This is a genomic window from Lysobacter sp. GQ73 (assembly GCF_059758755.1).
The window spans coordinates 134,051-151,387 of the sequence record NZ_JCAXEE010000001.1 but is presented as its reverse complement, the minus strand read 5'-3'; the positions used below and the strand labels follow the sequence as shown (position 1 = coordinate 151,387).

Genomic DNA, 17,337 nt, shown 5'->3' with positions numbered 1-17,337 from the left:
ATTTCAAGCCATTTGAACAGAACCCCGGAAGGAATCCATCCGACATCAACATTCCCACCTCATGGCATCGGCGGCTCGGTCATGCGAGCGAGTATCTCGGGAAGGTCGCGATGCAGGGCCGATTGCTTTTTCAACCCCCTATGCACTGCTTTGGTGACTTTTGGATCGGCAAGCCGGGCCTCGCGGGCTTGCTCAAGCGCCGCTCCGGGCGGCGCTGGGTTGATGCGGCCGTCATAGATCTCCAGGCCATCGCAATTAAAGATGCGGATCGGGATGTCTGCTTGACCGCGCACACGGTCCAAGTTGCTCGGCATGTTCTCGTAGCACTGCTTACGAAAGGCTTCTTGGTGATAAAGACCGTGACCGTCCCTGAGGAAGCCACTCAGGAAGCGCGCATCGACGGCGAGTTCGCTTTCCAATCTATGCACGGCCACCACTCGGACTTGAACTTCATAGCGCTCGACCTGCATTAACCGTATCTGGTCGAGCAGGCTTTCCGCGTCGCTCAACGTGGTATCGATGATGATGTTTTTACGGCCTCGAACCGCCACCTCTTGCAAGGCGGCGGCCCATAGACCGACATCAGGGTCTGTATCGAGAGGCCAGGTGTAGGGGCTCGCGTTGCGCAGTTCACGCACATCCGGCCAATAGCTGCGGAGCCTATCCGGGTCGATCACGATCGGATCATGGCCCAGGTCTGCTTTCGCCATGCCTATCAGGGCGCTTTTCCCTGCGCCCGGCTGGCCCACCAAGAAGATCGCCTTGGGTTGGGAGTGGGATGCGGCCTGCTCCATGCCGCTATCGGGAACGATCCGATCCCAGAAAATCATCTCGCCGAGCCTTATGTCCAACACGCGCTCTTGGGAGGTCATTCGAATGCCTTCTTGTGCAGCTTGAAGTAACGCCCAAGCCCGTCAGGATCGCTGTCGAAGCTCAAGAGCGCGCGGCCCATCGTCGATCTTGCGCGTTCGGCCGCGTCGAACAGCACGGGGTTTCCGTCGGCCCGCGCGGCCTCAAGCTGTCGAACGGCCTCTTGAAGAAACCAGTCGAGCCGGTTCTGAAGTGCCCAGATGGCCTCGTCCAACGGCTGCACCCGGGGCGTCGGCTCTGCGAATTCATTCAGGACGGTTTGTAAGTTTTCGATATGCCCCGGGTAGTCCTTGAGCAATTCGCGCAAGCTGGACGGGACTTCCGGGGGCGTCAGCTTGGCCTTGAATATCCACATGCTGCGTCCTCTTCCTGAGTGGGGCATTGGGGCCGGATAAAAGTCCCCTATTCCGGGGTTGGGTTGCAAGCCCCGTGTGCGGTTATCGCCGTGGATTTCTCGATTATTTTTGTCGAACGAAGGTTATGCGCAACCACGAGTTGCGGTTATGCCGATTCGAGTCTGTGTGCGACGTTCGTCGTGCGCCACTAATGTGCCAACCGGCCTTCCGTACTTATTCCTCGAAGCGCGTCAGGCCCTCGCGATTGCGTTCGTAATGCCGCGCGAGCGGGAACGGCGGCAGCCAGGATTCGCGGCGCACGGTCCACAGCTCATACGTCGGTTGGAATTGGTCGGGGGCGTCCAATGCGCCCAGGTTCACTTCGATTTCGTCGCCGCTGCGGCCGAACACGGGCGAGCCGCAGTTCGGGCAGAAGTGCCGGCCTCTGTAGTCGCGGGTTTCGCCTTTGACGGCGACCGCTTCTTCGGGAAAGATCGCCGAGGCGTGGAACAGGGCGCCGTGGTGTTTGCGGCAATCGAGGCAGTGGCACAGGCCGACCCGGTAGGGGCGGCCCGTGGCCACGATGCGGACGTTGCCGCACCAGCAGCCGCCGGTGTATCGATCCATGGGGCACCTCGTTCGAAGTCGGCCGACGCCTTGTTTACGACGAACGCTGCGGCGCTGCAACCGCTGGCCGCGGAAAGCGCCTCAGCCGCGCCAGTTCGCGTGCGTGCTCCAGAACGCGACGCTGCGGCGGTAGGCCTCGCGGTCGAGCGGTACGCCGGAGCCGCCCTCTTCCACGCCCAGTGCGTTGCGCATCATGGTGATGGGGGCCATCGGGGTTTCGACGGGTTCGGCGGTGTACATGCAGCCGACCACGCCCCAGTCGGCGTCGGTGACGGTGCCTTCCTTGGCCAGTTGTTCGCGGCTGTAGAGGATGACGATGAGGTATTCGGCCACCGGCGGGTCGAGCCCCTCGAACCAGCGCACCAGCACCGGCAGTTCGTCCTTGGTGCGGGCGTCGTAGTCCGAACGCAGCAGGTGGCGGTTGGCCTCGGTGATCGGCACCGCAAGGCAACGGGTGCTGGTCCAGTTGCGGTGCACGTGCAGTTTGCAGAACGGGGCGTAGCCGTCGAGCACCTGCAGCGGCGGCGCTTCGTTGAGGTGGCGCTCGAACTGTTCGGGGGTGATGTCCTGGATGGTGTTGCGGCGCGGCTCGCGCGGGAACAGGCGGGCGCGGGCGAAGTCGGTGAGGATGATGGTCATGGGCGCATTATCGAACGCCCGGGGCCGCGGCGCATTGCGATGGCGGGCCGCGTGGTGCGGCCGTGCCGTTCGAGATGCTGGCTGGGCGATCTGCTGCGCCCCGCCCTGCCCCTCTCCCGCGGGCGGGAGAGGGGTTCTGAGCGTGGGATCGGCGAGTTGGCGACTTCAGTCCCTGCGGAAGAAATCCAGGGTCCAGTGCAGCAAGGTGCCCGAGCCGCCGGGGACGTCGTCGGTGACGCGCAGTTTCCACACGCCGTTGGCGACTTTGTCGGTGAGGTCCAGGGTCTGTTCGACGCTCGGGTTGATCGGGCCGTTGCTGTGGTCGCGCAACAGGTAGGCCTTGCCGTCGGGCGCGATCAGTTCCAGCTTGAGGTCGGTGCGGTACGGGTGGTTAAGGCGGTAGACCAGGCGCGCGGTGCCGCCGTTGCCGTCCACGCCGGCGACGGTCAGCGGGCTTTCGACGACGCTGTTGTCGTTGATGAGGTAATCGGCCGGGTTGGCGAACACCGCACGCGGGCGGGCGTCGTAGTGGTCGCCATAGGTCGCCATGACGCTGGCGCCGGTCATGTCGGTGCGCGCCTTCAGGCGCAGGAAGTAAGTGACCGGGAAGTCGGCCTGCGGGTCGCGGTCGACCCGGCAGAAGGTGCTCCACACGCCGCTGGTGCGGCAGTGATATTCGGTATCGGTCGGCGGCGCGCCTTCGCGCACGTACAAGGTGCCGGCTCCGGTGCCGGGGCCGAACTGGGTGTTGAGGTAGAAGCCGGGCGCGGCGCCCTCGGGCTTCATGAGGTTGAACACCAGCGACTCGCCGGCCTTCAGGTTCATGCCGACCCGGGTGAGGTCGTTGGCCAGGCGGTTGGGGTCGATATACGGCAACACCGTCAGCTGCACCGGCAAACGATGGGTCGCCGAGGCGGCGGTGCCGACGATGTTGGCTTCGTACGTGCCCACCGGCGCATCGGCGGATGCGGTGAAGGCGATGCTGGTGGGGCCGTAGGGGTTCACGACTTCGGGGCTGAAGCGCGCGACGACGCCGGGCGGCAGGCCTTCCATCGAGAACGCGATGGGCTGGTTCCAGCCGTGCAGCGGCCGCGCGTTGATCTCCAGCCAGCCGCTGATGCCGGCCTGCTGGGTCACCGCCACCAGGGCGCGGCTGCGGCCGACCGTCCACATGGTGAAGTCGGGCACCGGGTTGACGTAGAGGTCCAGCGGCAGGCTGCGGGTGATGGCGCCCGAGGTGCCGGTGATGGTCAGCGGGTACTTGCCTTGCGCCGCTTGCGCGGAGGCCTTGAAGGTCAGGGTCGAGTTCACCGCCGCCTTGGCGCCCGGGTTGACCGGGTTGATGCCGAAGGTCGCGGTGACGCCGGCGGGCAAACCGCTTACGCCCAGGGTCACCGGCTCGTCGAAGGCGTGGCCGGCGACGGTCACCGGCAGCTGGCTACTGCGGCCGAGATAGGTGATGTGCTGGGTGCCGGCGATGCTGAGCTTGAAGCCGGCATCGGCGGTGACGGTGAGGTTCGCGGTGGTGCTGCGCACGAGCGTGTCGTACTTGCCGGTGACGGTGATGGGATAGGTGCCGGCCGGGACGCCGGCGCCGATCGCCAGGGTCAGCCGGGAGCGCGCATGGCCGCTCGGCGGCGGGCTGATCGTGGCGGGCGAGAAGCTGGCGGTGACGCCCGCCGGCAAGCCCGAGGCGCTGAGCGCGGCGGGCCGGCTGAAGCGGTCGATGCTGGTCACGACCACGTAGGCGAAGACCGAGCTTTCGCGGCTGGTGGCCACATTGCCGGGGTCGATGTCGAGGCTGAAATCGCCGTAGGTGCTGGTTGCTGAAGAAGCTTTGGTTTGTGCATGAGCGCCGGTCGTCGTTGCCAACGCCAGCACAGCAATGACGCAGGCATGCCGAGCGAACGCGCGCAGCCGCTGCAGGGGGATAGCCATGAGGCCACTCCTGAAAAATGAGGGTGAAAGATGACCGGGCCGCGATGGCGGCCGGCGACGTAACGCGCGGCGATACCTTGACGCGCGGCGATCTTGGCAGAACGCCTATCGGCCTAATGAGAAAGCCGGCATGGTTTTAGATGCGTGAACGGGCCTGCGGCACGGTCTGAGCGATGGTTTGCGGGCGGCGCTGCTTTTGGCTTTCGTGCGGGCCGTTGTTTGCCAGCCTGCGTTGTGGGGTTGGCGTGATATGCGTCGCGGATTGGGCTGACGCTGTATTGGGAGCGATGCGCCGCGTTTGGATGGGTGGAGAGTGCGGCGAGCGGGTGTTTTGTTTTTCTGCTGAAGCTAACTATTGCCTGGACGGGTAAAAGCGGCGCTCGCAAAGGAAGGAACTGCGGCGGGTGGCTACGGCAGCGGCTTCGGCGGTGGCAGTTGGAAGTTATTGCATGCTCTGGTAAAGGCAAATCCCCCCTACCCCCCTTTTTCAAAGGGGGGAAAGCATGGGGCGACGGCAAATACGGGCAGAACTCGTCCTCTTTAAAAAGACCCGGGCAAACTCGCCCTCTTTTAAAGAACCCGGGCAAACTCATTCCTTTGAAAAGATCCGGGCAGAACCATCGCCCCCTTTGAAAAAGGGGGCAGGCGCCTGCGTGGCGTGTTTGAGGTGGATGCAGCTGCGCCGGGGGATTTGCTCTGGCTTCTATCGCAGCAGCCATTCCATGCAGCCCGTCGCAATCGAATCGAACAGCCAAAAAACAGGCCCGCATCGGCGGGCCTGTTCGGGTTCGGCGATGCGCCGCGCTTACATATTGCGGCGATACTCGCCGCCCACGTCGTACAGGGCATGGCTGATCTGGCCCAGGCTGTGGGTCTTCACCGCTTCCATCAGGCTGGCGAACACGTTCTTGCGGTCGCGCGCGGCGGCCTGCAGGCTGCGCAGGCCGTCGCTGGCATAGGCGTTGCGGCCCTGCTGGTACGACAGCACGTTGTCGATCTGCTGGCCCTTCTCGCTTTCGGTCGAACGGATCAGTTCGATCTCGGTGACGATGTCGCCGCCGTGGTCCTTCGGCAGGAAGGTGTTGACGCCGACCAGCGGCAGGCTGCCGTCGTGCTTCTTGTGCTCGTAGTACAGGCTCTCTTCCTGGATCTTGCCGCGCTGGTACATGGTGTCCATGGCGCCGAGCACGCCACCGCGCTCGCTGATGGCCTCGAACTCCTTGTACACGGCCTCTTCGACGATGTCGGTGAGGTAGTCGACGGCGAAGCTGCCCTGCCAGGGGTTTTCGTTGAAATTGAGGCCCAGTTCCTTGTTGATGATCATCTGGATCGCGACCGCGCGGCGCACGCTTTCTTCGGTCGGGGTGGTGATGGCTTCGTCGTAAGCGTTGGTGTGCAGGCTATTGCAGTTGTCGAACAGCGCGTACAGGGCCTGCAAGGTGGTGCGGATGTCGTTGAACTGGATTTCCTGCGCGTGCAGGGAGCGGCCGCTGGTCTGGATGTGGTACTTCATCATCTGGCTGCGCGGGTCGGCGCCGTAGCGCTCGCGCATGGCGCGCGCCCAGATGCGGCGGGCGACGCGGCCGATGACGGTGTACTCCGGGTCCATGCCGTTGCTGAAGAAGAACGACAGGTTGGGCGCGAAGTCGTCGATCTTCATTCCGCGCGCGAGGTAGTACTCAACGATGGTGAAGCCGTTGCTCAGGGTGAAGGCGAGCTGGCTGATCGGGTTCGCGCCGGCTTCGGCGATGTGGTAGCCGCTGATCGACACCGAATAGAAGTTGCGGACGTTCTTGTCGACGAAGTACTGCTGGATGTCGCCCATCATGCGCAGGGCGAACTCGGTGCTGAAGATGCAGGTGTTCTGGGCCTGGTCTTCCTTGAGGATGTCGGCCTGCACGGTGCCGCGCACGGTGGCGAGGGTGCGGGTCTTGATGGCTTCGTAGGTCTCGGCGTCGACGACCTGGTCGCCGGTGACGCCGAGCAGGCCCAGGCCGAGGCCGTCGTTGGTCTCCGGCAGCAGGCCGCTGTACTGCGGGCGTTTGCGATCGGCGAACATGGCCTCGATCTTGTCGTGGGCGGCGTCCCAGCGGGCGCCGTCCTCGCGCAGGTATTTCTCGACCTGCTGGTCGATGGCGGTGTTCATGAACATCGCCAGCAACATCGGCGCGGGGCCGTTGATGGTCATCGACACCGAAGTGGTCGGCGCGCACAGGTCGAAGCCGGAGTACAGCTTCTTCATATCGTCCAGGGACGCGATGTTGACGCCGGAGTTGCCGATCTTGCCGAAGATGTCCGGACGCACCGCCGGGTCTTCGCCGTACAGGGTGACGCTGTCGAACGCGGTCGACAGGCGCGCGGCCGGCTGGCCGACGCTGAGGTAGTGGAAGCGGCGGTTGGTGCGCTCGGGCGTGCCTTCGCCGGCGAACATGCGGATCGGGTCTTCGCCGGTGCGGCGGTAGGGATACACGCCGCCGGTGTAGGGGTAATAGCCCGGCAGGTTTTCCTTCTGCAGGAAGGTCAGCAGCTCGCCCCAGCTCTTGTAGGTCGGCGCGGCGATCTTCGGGATTTTCTGATGGCTCAGCGAGTCGCGGTAGTTCTCGACCCGGATGACCTTGTCGCGGACCTTGTACTCGTTGACCTCGTCGGTGATCGACTTCAGGCGCGCGGGCCAGTCGCGCAGCAGCTTGAGGGCTTCGGAGCTCAGCGACTGGACGGCGTCGTTGTAGCGCTGGCGCAGGGTGATGAGGGTGCGGTCGACGGTCTTTGCCGGCGACGTCGCGTCTTGGGTCGCGTCTTGGGTCGCGGCTTGCGTCGCTCCTGCCCCGGGAGCCGACAGCAAGGCTTCGGCGGCGTACAGGTCGAGCTGTTTCGGCAACTCGGGGTCGTCGAGGTCGTGCAGGGACTGCCAGTACGACTGCGCGCGGTCGGCGACGTCGGCCTGGGTCTCGATCTGGCGGTTGATGCTGCGGCCCTGTTCGGCGATCTCGGCCAGGTAGCGCACGCGGCTGCCGGGGATCAGCACGGTGGCGCGCGGCTCCTTGAGCGAGGTGTCGACGTCCGGCGTCCACTTCTCGGCCGGCAGCGACAGCTTCTCGCGCAGCAGGCGGCACAGGTTGACGAACATCCAGCTGATGCCGGGGTCGTTGAACTGGCTGGCGATGGTCGGATAGACCGGAACGTCTTCGTCCTTGGTCTGGAAGGCGACGCGGTTGCGCTTCCACTGCTTGCGCACGTCGCGCAGCGCGTCTTCGGCGCCGCGCTTGTCGAATTTGTTCAGCACCACCAGTTCGGCGAAGTCGAGCATGTCGATCTTCTCCAACTGGCTCGGCGCGCCGAAGTCGCTGGTCATGACGTACATCGGGAAGTCGACCAGGTCGACGATCTCCGAGTCGGACTGGCCGATGCCGGCGGTCTCCACGATCACCAGGTCGTAGCCCAGGCCACGCAGGAAACCGATGCAGTCCTTCAGCACGGTGTTGGTGGCCGAGTGCTGGCGGCGGGTGGCCATCGAGCGCATGTACACGCGCGGGCTGCGCAGCGAGTTCATGCGGATGCGGTCGCCGAGCAGCGCGCCGCCGGTGCGGCGGCGGGTCGGGTCGACCGAGATCACCGCCATGCGCATGTCGGGGAAATTGGCCAGGAAGCGGTTGAGCAGTTCGTCGGTGACCGAGGACTTGCCGGCGCCGCCGGTGCCGGTGATGCCGACCACCGGGGTCTTGCCGCCGGCGAGCTGCCACTGCTTGCGCAGATGGGCGAGCTGGGCTTCGTCGAGCAGGCCCTCTTCGATCGCCGAGAGCATCTTGCCGATGGTGATCTCATCGTCGATCGCGGCCGGCTTGTCCGGCGTGGTGTCGGCGATGCGGCCTTCGTTGGCGCGGCGGATGACGTCTTCGATCATCGCCACCAGGCCCATGTGCATGCCGTCGTTGGGGTGGTAGATGCGCTCGACGCCGTAGGCCTGCAATTCGCGGATCTCTTCCGGGGTGATGGTGCCGCCGCCGCCGCCGAACACGCGGATGTGGCCGGCGCCGCGTTCCCTGAGCATGTCGACCATGTACTTGAAGTACTCGACATGACCGCCCTGGTAGCTGGACAGGGCGATGCCGTCGGCATCTTCCTGCAGCGCGGCGCGGACCACGTCCTCGACCGAGCGGTTGTGGCCGAGGTGGACGACTTCGGCGCCCTGCCCCTGGATCAGGCGACGCATGATGTTGATCGCGGCGTCGTGGCCGTCGAACAGGCTGGCAGCGGTGACGAAACGCAGCGGCGTGGCGTCGGGCTGTGCGGCAGGAATGTTGGCGGCGGTCGTGCTCATGGGCATCTCGATACGCATACGGGCTGTGCGTATTGTAGCTCCGGGCGGCAGGTCCGGTCCGGCGGCCGGCCGTGCGGGGGCGAACGGTGCTGCGGGCGCGCCCGGGCCGCGTCATGGCCCGCACGTCGCCATGCCGGCGAAGCTTAGAGGCAGGAGCGGCGCAAGCCGCGACCGCGTCGGTGCCCGATAGCTGCGCAAGCGCGACGACTGGCACGGTCGTCGCGGCCGATCGAAGCGGAATGCGGTTGCAGATGCGTGTTCGTGCGGTCGCGGCTTTTGTCGCTCCGGCAAAGGCTGGTCACGATGCGAAGCGATTCGATTGCAGGAAGCCGGCGAGGCGATCGTGCGGGTGCGCGGTCGCGGCTTGCGCCGCTCCTACCCTTGGCTGCGCTGCGGCTCCTTGCGGGTGCGACGCGAAGGCGAAGGCGAAGGCGAAGGCGAAGGCGAACGTTCGAGCGGCCGGCGGCGAATCGGCAACTGCGGCAAAGCGCGCAGCGCGCGCCCAGTCGCGGCCCGGACCGGGCCGCGCGCAGCCTGCGCAGGCTTTCACCGGGCTTCATAAGCCTTCACGGAGCGGTTCCAGCCACGATTGCCCGGACCCTGCAATACCTAGCCGTATTGCCCGATTGCTTTAGACTACGGCCCCTACGGCGGGCCCCTGCGGTTGCGGCGTACAGGCGAATCCATTTCCATTCAACGACTTACCACCACCAGGCGTCCTTAGCGCTTCGCGCAATGCCGCGCCGGTCCGGAGCACCCGATGATTTTCGAAACCCTCGACACCTTCGGCCATGAGCAGGTCGTGTTCTGCCATAACAAGGACGCCGGCCTGAAGGCCATCATCGCGATCCACAACACCGTGCTCGGCCCGGCGCTGGGTGGCCTGCGGATGTGGCCGTACAAGACCGAGCAGGACGCGCTGAACGACGTGCTGCGCCTGAGCCGCGGCATGACCTACAAGAACGCGGTCGCCGGCCTCAACATCGGCGGCGGCAAGGCCGTGATCATCGGCGACCCGGCCGCCGACAAGTCCGAGGCGCTGTTCCGCGCATTCGGCAAGTTCGTCGACTCGCTGGGCGGCCGCTACATCACCGCCGAAGACGTCGGCATCGACGTCAACGACATGGAATACGTGTACCGCGAAACCGAGTACGTCACCGGCGTGCACCAGGTCCACGGCGGTTCGGGCGATCCCTCGCCGTTCACCGCCTACGGCACCCTGCAGGGCCTGATGGCGGCGCTGAACAAGCGCTTCGGCGACGAGGAAGTCGGCAAGTACAGCTACGCCGTGCAGGGCCTGGGCCACGTCGGCATGGAATTCGTGAAGCTGCTCAAGGAGCGCGGCGCGAAGATCTTCGTCACCGACATCAACAAAGGCTTGGTCGACAAGGCCGTGTCCGAGTACGGCGCCGAAGCGGTGGGCCTGGACGAGATCTACGACGTGCCGGCCGACGTGTACTCGCCGTGCGCGCTGGGCGGCACCGTCAACGAGCAGACCTTGCCGCGCCTGAAGGCCAAGATCATCTGCGGCGCGGCCAACAACCAGCTGGCCAACAACGCCATCGGCGACGAAGTGTCCAAGCGCGGCATCCTGTACGCGCCGGATTACGCAGTGAACGCCGGCGGCGTGATGAACGTGGCGCTGGAACTCGACGGCTACAACCGCGAGCGCGCCATGCGCATGATGCGCACGATCTACCACAACCTCGGCCGCATCTTCGAAATCGCCGAGCGCGACAGCATCCCGACCTACACCGCCGCCGACCGCCTGGCCGAAGAGCGCATCAGCGCGATCGGCAAGCTCAAGCTGCCGATGGGCCGGTCGACGCCGAGCTTCCGCGGACGCATCCGCAGCGGCCACTGAGCCACACCACGACGGGGCCCATCGGCCCCGTCGTCGTATCCGGCGCAGGGTTCTCGCACCCGCTTGCGTCTTTCTGAATGCGCGCAAGCGCGTCGCCGGGTCACGCTACGAACGCGGTCTCCTCCACTGTCTTGCCACCCACGGGATGCACGCCATGCGTAAACAGGTACTCGCCGCCGCGGTCGCACTGGGCTTCGCCGCCATCGCCATGCACGCCGGCGTGCAGGCGGCGGCGCAAGCCGCTGCCCCGGCCCCGCCCGGCCACGCCCACCACGAAACCCTGGATTACGAACACCAGGAGCGCTGGCAGGCCGCGCACGACAAGGCGCAGTCGCCGATCGACATCGTCACCGCCTCGGCGGTCGCCGCCGCCGACAACGAGCCGCGCGCGCTGGAATTCGTCCACACCCGCGGTCCGATCGACGCCGTCGCCGACAACGGCCACGCGGTCCAGGTCGACACCCACCGCACCGAGGCGACCATCCGCGGCCGCCATTTCGCCCTGAGCCAATTCCATTTCCACGCCGAAAGCGAACACACCCTCGACGGCAAGCACTTCCCGCTCGAAGGCCATTTCGTGTTCAAGGCCCAGGACGGGCGCCTGGCCGTGATCGGCGTGATGTACGTCGAAGGCGCGGCCAATCCGGTCGCCCAGCAGGTGCTCGACGATCTCGAACCGAGCCGCCGCGACGGCGCGAAAGCGCAGCGCGAGATCGATATCGAGGCGCTGTTACCGAAATCGCATGCCTACTATCACTATCTGGGCTCGCTAACGACCCCGCCGTTGTCGGAAAATGTGGAGTGGTATGTGCTGCCCGCGCCGGTGACGATGTCCAAGGCGCAGATCCAGGCGTTCTTGTCCCACTACCGCCGCAACAACCGCAACATCCAACCGCTCAACGGGCGGCCGCTGATTCGTTACGAGGGCTGATATGCGCAGTTTTCCCCTGGGTGAAGAGATCGACGCGCTGCGCGATGCCGTACGCCGTTTCGCCGAAGCCGAGATCGCGCCGCGCGCGGAGCAGATCGATCATGACAACGCCTTCCCGCAGGACCTGTGGCCGAAACTAGGCGAGATGGGCCTCCTGGGCATGACCGTGCCGGGCGAATACGGCGGCAGCGAGATGGGCTATCTGGCGCATCTGGTGGCGATGGAGGAAATCTCCCGCGCCTCCGGCTCGGTGGGCCTGTCCTACGGCGCGCACTCCAACCTGTGCGTGTCCAACCTCTACGCCAACGGCAACGAGGCGCAGCGTTCCAAGTACCTGCCCAAGCTGTGCAGCGGCGAGTGGAAGGGCGCGCTGGCGATGAGCGAGCCCGGCGCCGGCTCGGACGTGGTCGGCTCGATGAGCTGCCGCGCCGAGTTGAAAGGCGACGTCTGGGTCGCCAACGGCAACAAGATGTGGATCACCAACGGCCCCGAGGCCGACGTGCTGGTGGTGTACATGCGCACCGCGGGCAAGGACGCCGGCAGCAAGTGCATGACCGCCTTCATCGTCGAGAAGGGCATGAAGGGGTTCAGCACCGCGCAGAAGCTCGACAAGCTGGGCATGCGCGGCTCCAACACCTGCGAGCTGGTGTTCGAGGACTGCGAGATTCCGGTCGAGAACGTGCTCGGCGAAGTGCATCACGGCGTCAAGGTGCTGATGAGCGGCCTCAACACCGAGCGCCTGGTCCTGACCGGCGGTCCGCTGGGCCTGATGCAGGCCGCGCTCGACATCGCCCTGCCCTACGTGCGCGAGCGCAAGCAGTTCGACGTGGCGATCGGCACCTTCGGCCTGATGCAGGGCAAGATCGCCGACATGTACACCGCGCTGCAGTCGAGCCGCGCCTTCGCCTATCAGGTGGGCCGCGACTTCGATGCCGGCTACAAGAGCCGCGTCGACGCCGCCTCGTGCCTGCTGCACGCCTCCGACGCCGCGGTGCAGGTGGCGCTGGAAGCGATCCAGACCCTCGGCGGCAACGGCTACATCAACGAGTACCCGACCGGCCGCATCCTGCGCGACGCCAAGCTGTACGCGATCGGCGCCGGCACCAACGAGATCCGCCGCATGCTGATCGGCCGCGAGTTGTTCGACGGCAAGAGCTGAGCTTTCGCCGAACGGATGAAACAAAACGCCGTCGCGGTTGCGACGGCGTTTTCGTTTGGAAGGCCTGTGGTTGGAGCCACCATCGATCGCGGTAGTTGCTGCTGCGCTCGATGACCCGGGCGGCTCATCCCTCAGAACGGCACCGACCAAGTCGCGAACGCGCGCAAATAGTCCTCGCCGCGCTCACGGCGTTGGTCGAAGTCGAAGCGCAGGACGCTGCCGCGGCCGAAGCGGGTGCTCAGGCCCAGGCCGAACACGCCGACATCGCGGGCCAGCGGCTCGCTGGCGATCGGCGACCACACGTCCACGGCGGTGAAGCGGGCGTCGATGAAATCGCCCGACTGCGCCAGGGTGCGCTGCCACTCGGCGCGGCCGTCCAGGGTCAACAAGGCCGAGCCGATCCGCCATTCGTGCTGCAGGCGCGCGCCCAGCAACGCCTGGGTGGCGCTGAGGGTCGAGTCGCCGGCGCTGAGGCCGAAGCCGGCCGCGCCGGGTTCGTCGAACCCGCCGCGGTCCAGGCGCACCGACTGCACCCCGACATAGGGCGTGACCATGCCGTTGGCGCTTTCGAAACGGTGCCCCAGTTGCGCATCGAGCTGCAGATAGCGATTGGCGTAGCGGGTCCCGACGCCGAAATCGGCGGCGCCGAGCATGACCTCGCGTTCGAGATGGCGGTCCATGCGCCCGAGCGCGGCGCGCCCGAGCAGGTAGTGCCCGCCGCGGTTCCAGGCCGCATAGAACTGGCCCTCGACCTGCCGATTGCGCTCGCGGTCGCGACGCAGCTCGTGGCGCGCATAACCGTCGGTCTCGCTGAGCGCGGCGCCGTAGCGCAGCGCGCCCTGGCGACGGTCGTGGCCGACGATCCAGCCGTTCGCGTCGAGGTCGAAGCGGCCGGCGGTGGCGCGCTGGGCGTCGATGCGGTCGGCCCAGGCGCCGTCGCGCGGGTCCAGGTACTGCGCGTCCAGGCGCGATTCAAGCGCGCGGCGATTGCCTTCGATCGCCATCATCGCGAAAGCGGCGTCGGCGCTGTGCAGCTCGCCGGACAGGCTGGCGAGCGAGCGCTTGGCGATTTCCGGCGTGGCCGACTGCTGCAAGGCGCCGGCCGCGGCGCTGAAGGCGCCGTGCGCGCCGGGGCCGCCTTCGACGACGGTGTTGCGGTCGAGTTCGCCGAAGGCGCCGTCGACGCGTTCGGCCGCCGCGGCGGCGGCGCCCTGCACGCCCATCGCTTGCGCGGCGGCGGTGATGTTCAGCGAGACGATGTCGAGCCAAGCCTGGGTGCTGCTATAGCCGGGCACCGCGACCAGGAACACGTTGGACGCGGTCGTCAACGAGGCGAAGGCGCCGCTGAGGCTGCCGGCGTTGACGAAGACCTCGCGGCTGGAGCGCGTGTAACCCGGCAACTGCCCGAGCACGTGCGCGTTGCCGGCCAGATTCGCGTTACCGGTGACTTCGAGCCTGGAGCCGATGAAGAACTGCAATTGCCCGGCCGCGGACTGCTGGTAGCTGTCGACGCGCAGGCTGGCGCCTTCCACGCGCAAAGCGCCCTGGTTGTCGACCCGGTTGCCGACGCGCGCGCCGTTGCCCCCGGCGAAGGTCGCGCCCGAGCGCACGAGCAAGGGCGACACGGTCGAGGCGTTGTCGGCGAGCCGCAGCACGCCGCCGGCGACGTCGGTGGTGCCGGTGTAGCTGTGCGCGGCGGCGCTGTCCAGGCGCAAGGTGCCGCTGCCTTCCTTGATCAGTCCGCCGCTGCCGCTGAGCGGATTGGACCAGGTCGAGGTGCCGTCGAACGACACCCGCACGTCGCCCCAGTCGAGCCGGCGCGGGCCGCGCACCGAGGCGCCGACATCGAGCAGGCCCTGGCCGAACACCGCATCGACGCCGGGCGCGCCGAGGTCCCTGGCGTTGCCGAGCAGGGTCTGACGCACCAGGTCGTTGTTGAAGTAGGGAAACGCCTGCCACACCAGCGCTGCGGCGCCGGACACCTGCGGCGCGGCGAACGAGGTGCCCTGGACGAACCAGTAAGTCGGGCTGCCGACCGGGTCGTTGACGCCGGTCGCGATGACGTTGCCCGGCGCGACCAGGCAGTAGTTCATGGCGATGCCGCAGGCGTTGGAATAACTCGCCAGTTGGGTCGGGTTGTTGCTGTCGAGCGCGGCCGCGGCGATCCAGCCGCGTTCGAGCACGTTGGCGCCGGCGCCCTGGCTCGGCAAGGAGGCGTTGTCGGACGGTTGCGGCTTGGCTTCGTTGCCGGTCGCGAACACGACCAGGCCGCCGTTGTCGATGAAGGGCTTGTAGGCGTTGATGAAACTGACGGTGACGTTGTCGCCGGTCCAGTACAGGCCGCCCCAGGAGTTGTTCATGATGCGCACGCCAGCGTTCATGAGGTCGCGCGAGACGATGTCGAGACCGCCGGCGTCGCGCGCTTCGTTGCCCTGGCCGGAGCCGTCGTCGTTCGGACGCACGTCGGACAGGATGCGCGCCGAGACGATGCTCGCGCCCGGGGCGATGCCGCCGGGCCAACTGCCCACCGCGGTGCCGGCGGCGAGTTGGGCGACATAGGTGCCGTGGCCGAGCACGTCGTCGACGGCGTGGTTGTTGGTGCGCGGGTCGGTATAGATCAAGTGCGGGCCGACCCGACCGGCCAGCGCCGGATGGGTGCGGCGCACGCCGCTGTCGACCACGCCGATGCGCACGCCCTGCCCGCTCAGGCCGAGCGCATGCGCCGCGCGGGCGTTGGTCAGCGCCAGATGCGCGTCGATCGCGGGCTGGGCCGGGTTCGGCGCCGGCGGCGTGGTCGGCGGCGGGTTCGCCGGCGGCGGCGGCGTCGGGCGCACCGCTTCGCCGCCGCCTCCGCCGCCACCGCAGGCGCTCAGGATGGCCAGGCTCAGCGCGCACAGCGCCAGCCGCGAACTGCTTCGCGCTGCCGGTCCGAATCGTTTCATGGCTCAGCTCCCCGTCGGGGACGGGCCCGCCGTTCGCACCCCTGCGACACGGCCGCGCGTCGTCTTCGTTTTAATCCAAGCCGTGCGCGACGACAATCGAAACCGCAGGTTGTTCGCGCAGATTTCGCCGGGCGCGTAAACCCGAACCATGGCCGCGGTTCCGAGAAAGGCTTCGTCGCTCAGCCGCGCGCACCTCGCTCGATGTCCGGCCCCGATGGGGCGCGGCCTGCCGCGGCTTCGCGCGCCGACCGGTCGTTGCCGGTACCGGCGGCCGCGCGGCGACCCGGCCGGAGGGCAAAACCCGGAAAACCGCTCCACAGCGTTCAGCCGTCTGGCGGGTTCGTGCAGGGCATGGCAAGGCCAATTGTTTGTTTTTCGTTAGCCAAGCCTCGGCACCGGACCCGCGATGCTTCGGCCGGGACCGCCGATTTGCCGCGCTGCAGCATGGCGCCGCATAATCCGGCGGTTACCCGGCCCCGCGCCGGCCGCCTACGCCACAGTTTCTGGAGTTCCGCCATGAGCGATGTCGTCATCGTCGGTGCCAAGCGCACCGCCATCGGTTCCTTCCTCGGCCAGTTCACCGGCGTCCCGACCCCGACCCTGGGCAGCGCCGCGATCGCCGGCGCGCTCGAGCAGTCCGGCGTCGCCGCCGACCAGGTCGACGAAGTCATCATGGGCTGCGTGCTCCCGGCCGGCCTCGGCCAGGCCCCGGCGCGCCAGGCCGCGCTCAATGCCGGCCTGCCGACCGCCGCCGGCTGCACTACGATCAACAAGGTCTGCGGCTCGGGCATGAAGGCGATCATGCTGGCCCACGACCTGATCAAGGCCGGCTCGGCCAAGGTCGTCGTCGCCGGCGGCATGGAGTCGATGACCAATGCCCCGCACCTGCTCAACCACTCGCGCACCGGCATCCGCTACGGCAGCACCGAGATGCTCGACCACATGGCCTGGGACGGCCTGACCAACCCCTACGACGGCAAGGCCATGGGCGTGTTCGGCGACGCCGCCTGCGAGAAATACGGCCTGGATCGCGCGGCGATCGACGCCTATTCCGAGGAAAGCGTCAAGCGCGCGCAGGCCGCGCAGAGCGCCGGCCACTTCAAGGACGAGATCGTTCCGGTCACCGTCAAGGGCCGCAAGGGCGAGGTGGTGGTCGACAGCGACGAAGAGCCGGCCAAGATCGACGTCAGCAAGATCCCCGGCCTGCGCCCGGCCTTCGGCAAGGACGGCGTGCTGACCGCCGCGTCGTCCTCGAAGATCTCCGACGGCGCCGCCGCGACCGTGCTGATGTCGGCCGACGACGCCGCCGCGCGCGGGCTCGAGCCGCTGGCCCGGATCGTCGCCCACGCCGGCCATGCGCAGGCCCCGGAATGGTTCACCACCGCACCGGTGAAAGCGATTTCAAACGTGCTCGAAAAGGCCGGCTGGACGGTCGCCGACGTCGACCTGTTCGAGGTCAACGAGGCCTTTTCCTGCGTCGCGATGGCGCCGATGAAGGACCTCGGCATCCCCCACGACAAGATCAACGTCCATGGCGGCGCGGTCGCCCTGGGCCACCCGATCGGCGCCAGCGGCGCCCGCCTGGTGGTCACCCTGATCAATGCCCTGCGCCTGCGCGGCGGCCGCCGCGGCGTCGCCTCGCTGTGCATCGGCGGCGGCGAAGCGACCGCAATTGCGATAGAGTTGCTCTAATTAGTTAAAAACGCGTTGCACA

The 17,337-nt window shown here is 67.0% G+C and carries 11 protein-coding genes; 4 read left to right on the top strand and 7 right to left on the bottom strand.

The genetic code is table 11. The features are described from left to right. Window positions 1–59: 59 nt before the first annotated feature. From AC6CH2_RS00620 to AC6CH2_RS00595, 6 genes are all read right to left on the bottom strand, one after another. Window positions 60–872, bottom strand: coding sequence for a zeta toxin family protein (locus AC6CH2_RS00620; protein ID WP_498267483.1), 813 nt, complete (start codon window positions 870–872; stop codon window positions 60–62). Continuing rightward, the gene (locus AC6CH2_RS00615) at window positions 869–1,225 is read right to left on the bottom strand and encodes a hypothetical protein (protein ID WP_498267482.1); all 357 of its coding nucleotides are present in this window, start codon (window positions 1,223–1,225) and stop codon (window positions 869–871) included. The genes AC6CH2_RS00620 and AC6CH2_RS00615 overlap by 4 nt, the downstream gene beginning before the upstream one ends. Before the next feature lie 214 nt (window positions 1,226–1,439). Beyond that, a complete protein-coding gene (locus tag AC6CH2_RS00610) occupies window positions 1,440–1,832 on the bottom strand; it encodes a GFA family protein (protein ID WP_498267481.1) in 393 nt (130 codons plus the stop codon). 81 nt (window positions 1,833–1,913) lie between these two features. Then, complete coding sequence (locus tag AC6CH2_RS00605; RefSeq protein ID WP_498267480.1) at window positions 1,914–2,471, bottom strand: DUF3228 family protein; 558 nt, start codon at window positions 2,469–2,471, stop codon at window positions 1,914–1,916. 165 nt (window positions 2,472–2,636) lie between these two features. Next, window positions 2,637–4,409, bottom strand: coding sequence for a proprotein convertase P-domain-containing protein (locus AC6CH2_RS00600; protein WP_498267479.1), 1,773 nt, complete (start codon window positions 4,407–4,409; stop codon window positions 2,637–2,639). 805 nt (window positions 4,410–5,214) lie between these two features. Next, window positions 5,215–8,727, bottom strand: coding sequence for a methylmalonyl-CoA mutase family protein (locus AC6CH2_RS00595; protein ID WP_498267478.1), 3,513 nt, complete (start codon window positions 8,725–8,727; stop codon window positions 5,215–5,217). A 760-nt stretch (window positions 8,728–9,487) separates the two neighbouring features. On the opposite strand from AC6CH2_RS00595, the gene AC6CH2_RS00590 reads away from it, so the two are divergent. The 3 genes from AC6CH2_RS00590 to AC6CH2_RS00580 all read left to right on the top strand — a co-directional run bounded on the left by AC6CH2_RS00590 (window position 9,488) and on the right by AC6CH2_RS00580 (window position 12,681). Beyond that, a complete protein-coding gene (locus tag AC6CH2_RS00590) occupies window positions 9,488–10,591 on the top strand; it encodes a Glu/Leu/Phe/Val dehydrogenase dimerization domain-containing protein (RefSeq protein ID WP_031373366.1) in 1,104 nt (367 codons plus the stop codon). A 154-nt stretch (window positions 10,592–10,745) separates the two neighbouring features. Further along, complete coding sequence (locus AC6CH2_RS00585; RefSeq protein ID WP_498267477.1) at window positions 10,746–11,522, top strand: carbonic anhydrase; 777 nt, start codon at window positions 10,746–10,748, stop codon at window positions 11,520–11,522. Window position 11,523: 1 nt separating this feature from the next. After that, window positions 11,524–12,681, top strand: coding sequence for an isovaleryl-CoA dehydrogenase (locus AC6CH2_RS00580; protein ID WP_435394020.1), 1,158 nt, complete (start codon window positions 11,524–11,526; stop codon window positions 12,679–12,681). Between the two features lie 131 nt (window positions 12,682–12,812). Here the strand turns inward: AC6CH2_RS00580 and AC6CH2_RS00575 are convergent, their stop codons facing one another. Beyond that, entirely contained in the window at window positions 12,813–15,623 is a 2,811-nt protein-coding gene (locus AC6CH2_RS00575) for a S8 family serine peptidase (protein WP_498267476.1), read from the bottom strand. Window positions 15,624–16,139: 516 nt separating this feature from the next. On the opposite strand from AC6CH2_RS00575, the gene AC6CH2_RS00570 reads away from it, so the two are divergent. Next, window positions 16,140–17,315 carry a thiolase family protein gene (locus tag AC6CH2_RS00570; RefSeq protein ID WP_498267475.1) on the top strand — a complete coding sequence of 392 codons (1,176 nt, stop codon included), beginning with the start codon at window positions 16,140–16,142 and terminating at the stop codon, window positions 17,313–17,315. Window positions 17,316–17,337: the final 22 nt, after the last annotated feature.

What these genes read in the sequence shown, in the direction of transcription:
- AC6CH2_RS00620 (WP_498267483.1), bottom strand. Translation starts at nt 872, where the DNA reads ATGACCTCCCAAGAGCGCGTGTTGGACATAAGGCTCGGCGAGATGATT.
- AC6CH2_RS00600 (WP_498267479.1), bottom strand. Translation starts at nt 4,409, where the DNA reads ATGGCTATCCCCCTGCAGCGGCTGCGCGCGTTCGCTCGGCATGCCTGC.
- AC6CH2_RS00570 (WP_498267475.1), top strand. Translation starts at nt 16,140, where the DNA reads ATGAGCGATGTCGTCATCGTCGGTGCCAAGCGCACCGCCATCGGTTCC.
- AC6CH2_RS00575 (WP_498267476.1), bottom strand. Translation starts at nt 15,623, where the DNA reads ATGAAACGATTCGGACCGGCAGCGCGAAGCAGTTCGCGGCTGGCGCTG.
- AC6CH2_RS00615 (WP_498267482.1), bottom strand. Translation starts at nt 1,225, where the DNA reads ATGTGGATATTCAAGGCCAAGCTGACGCCCCCGGAAGTCCCGTCCAGC.
- AC6CH2_RS00585 (WP_498267477.1), top strand. Translation starts at nt 10,746, where the DNA reads ATGCGTAAACAGGTACTCGCCGCCGCGGTCGCACTGGGCTTCGCCGCC.
- AC6CH2_RS00610 (WP_498267481.1), bottom strand. Translation starts at nt 1,832, where the DNA reads ATGGATCGATACACCGGCGGCTGCTGGTGCGGCAACGTCCGCATCGTG.
- AC6CH2_RS00605 (WP_498267480.1), bottom strand. Translation starts at nt 2,471, where the DNA reads ATGACCATCATCCTCACCGACTTCGCCCGCGCCCGCCTGTTCCCGCGC.
- AC6CH2_RS00595 (WP_498267478.1), bottom strand. Translation starts at nt 8,727, where the DNA reads ATGAGCACGACCGCCGCCAACATTCCTGCCGCACAGCCCGACGCCACG.
- AC6CH2_RS00590 (WP_031373366.1), top strand. Translation starts at nt 9,488, where the DNA reads ATGATTTTCGAAACCCTCGACACCTTCGGCCATGAGCAGGTCGTGTTC.
- AC6CH2_RS00580 (WP_435394020.1), top strand. Translation starts at nt 11,524, where the DNA reads ATGCGCAGTTTTCCCCTGGGTGAAGAGATCGACGCGCTGCGCGATGCC.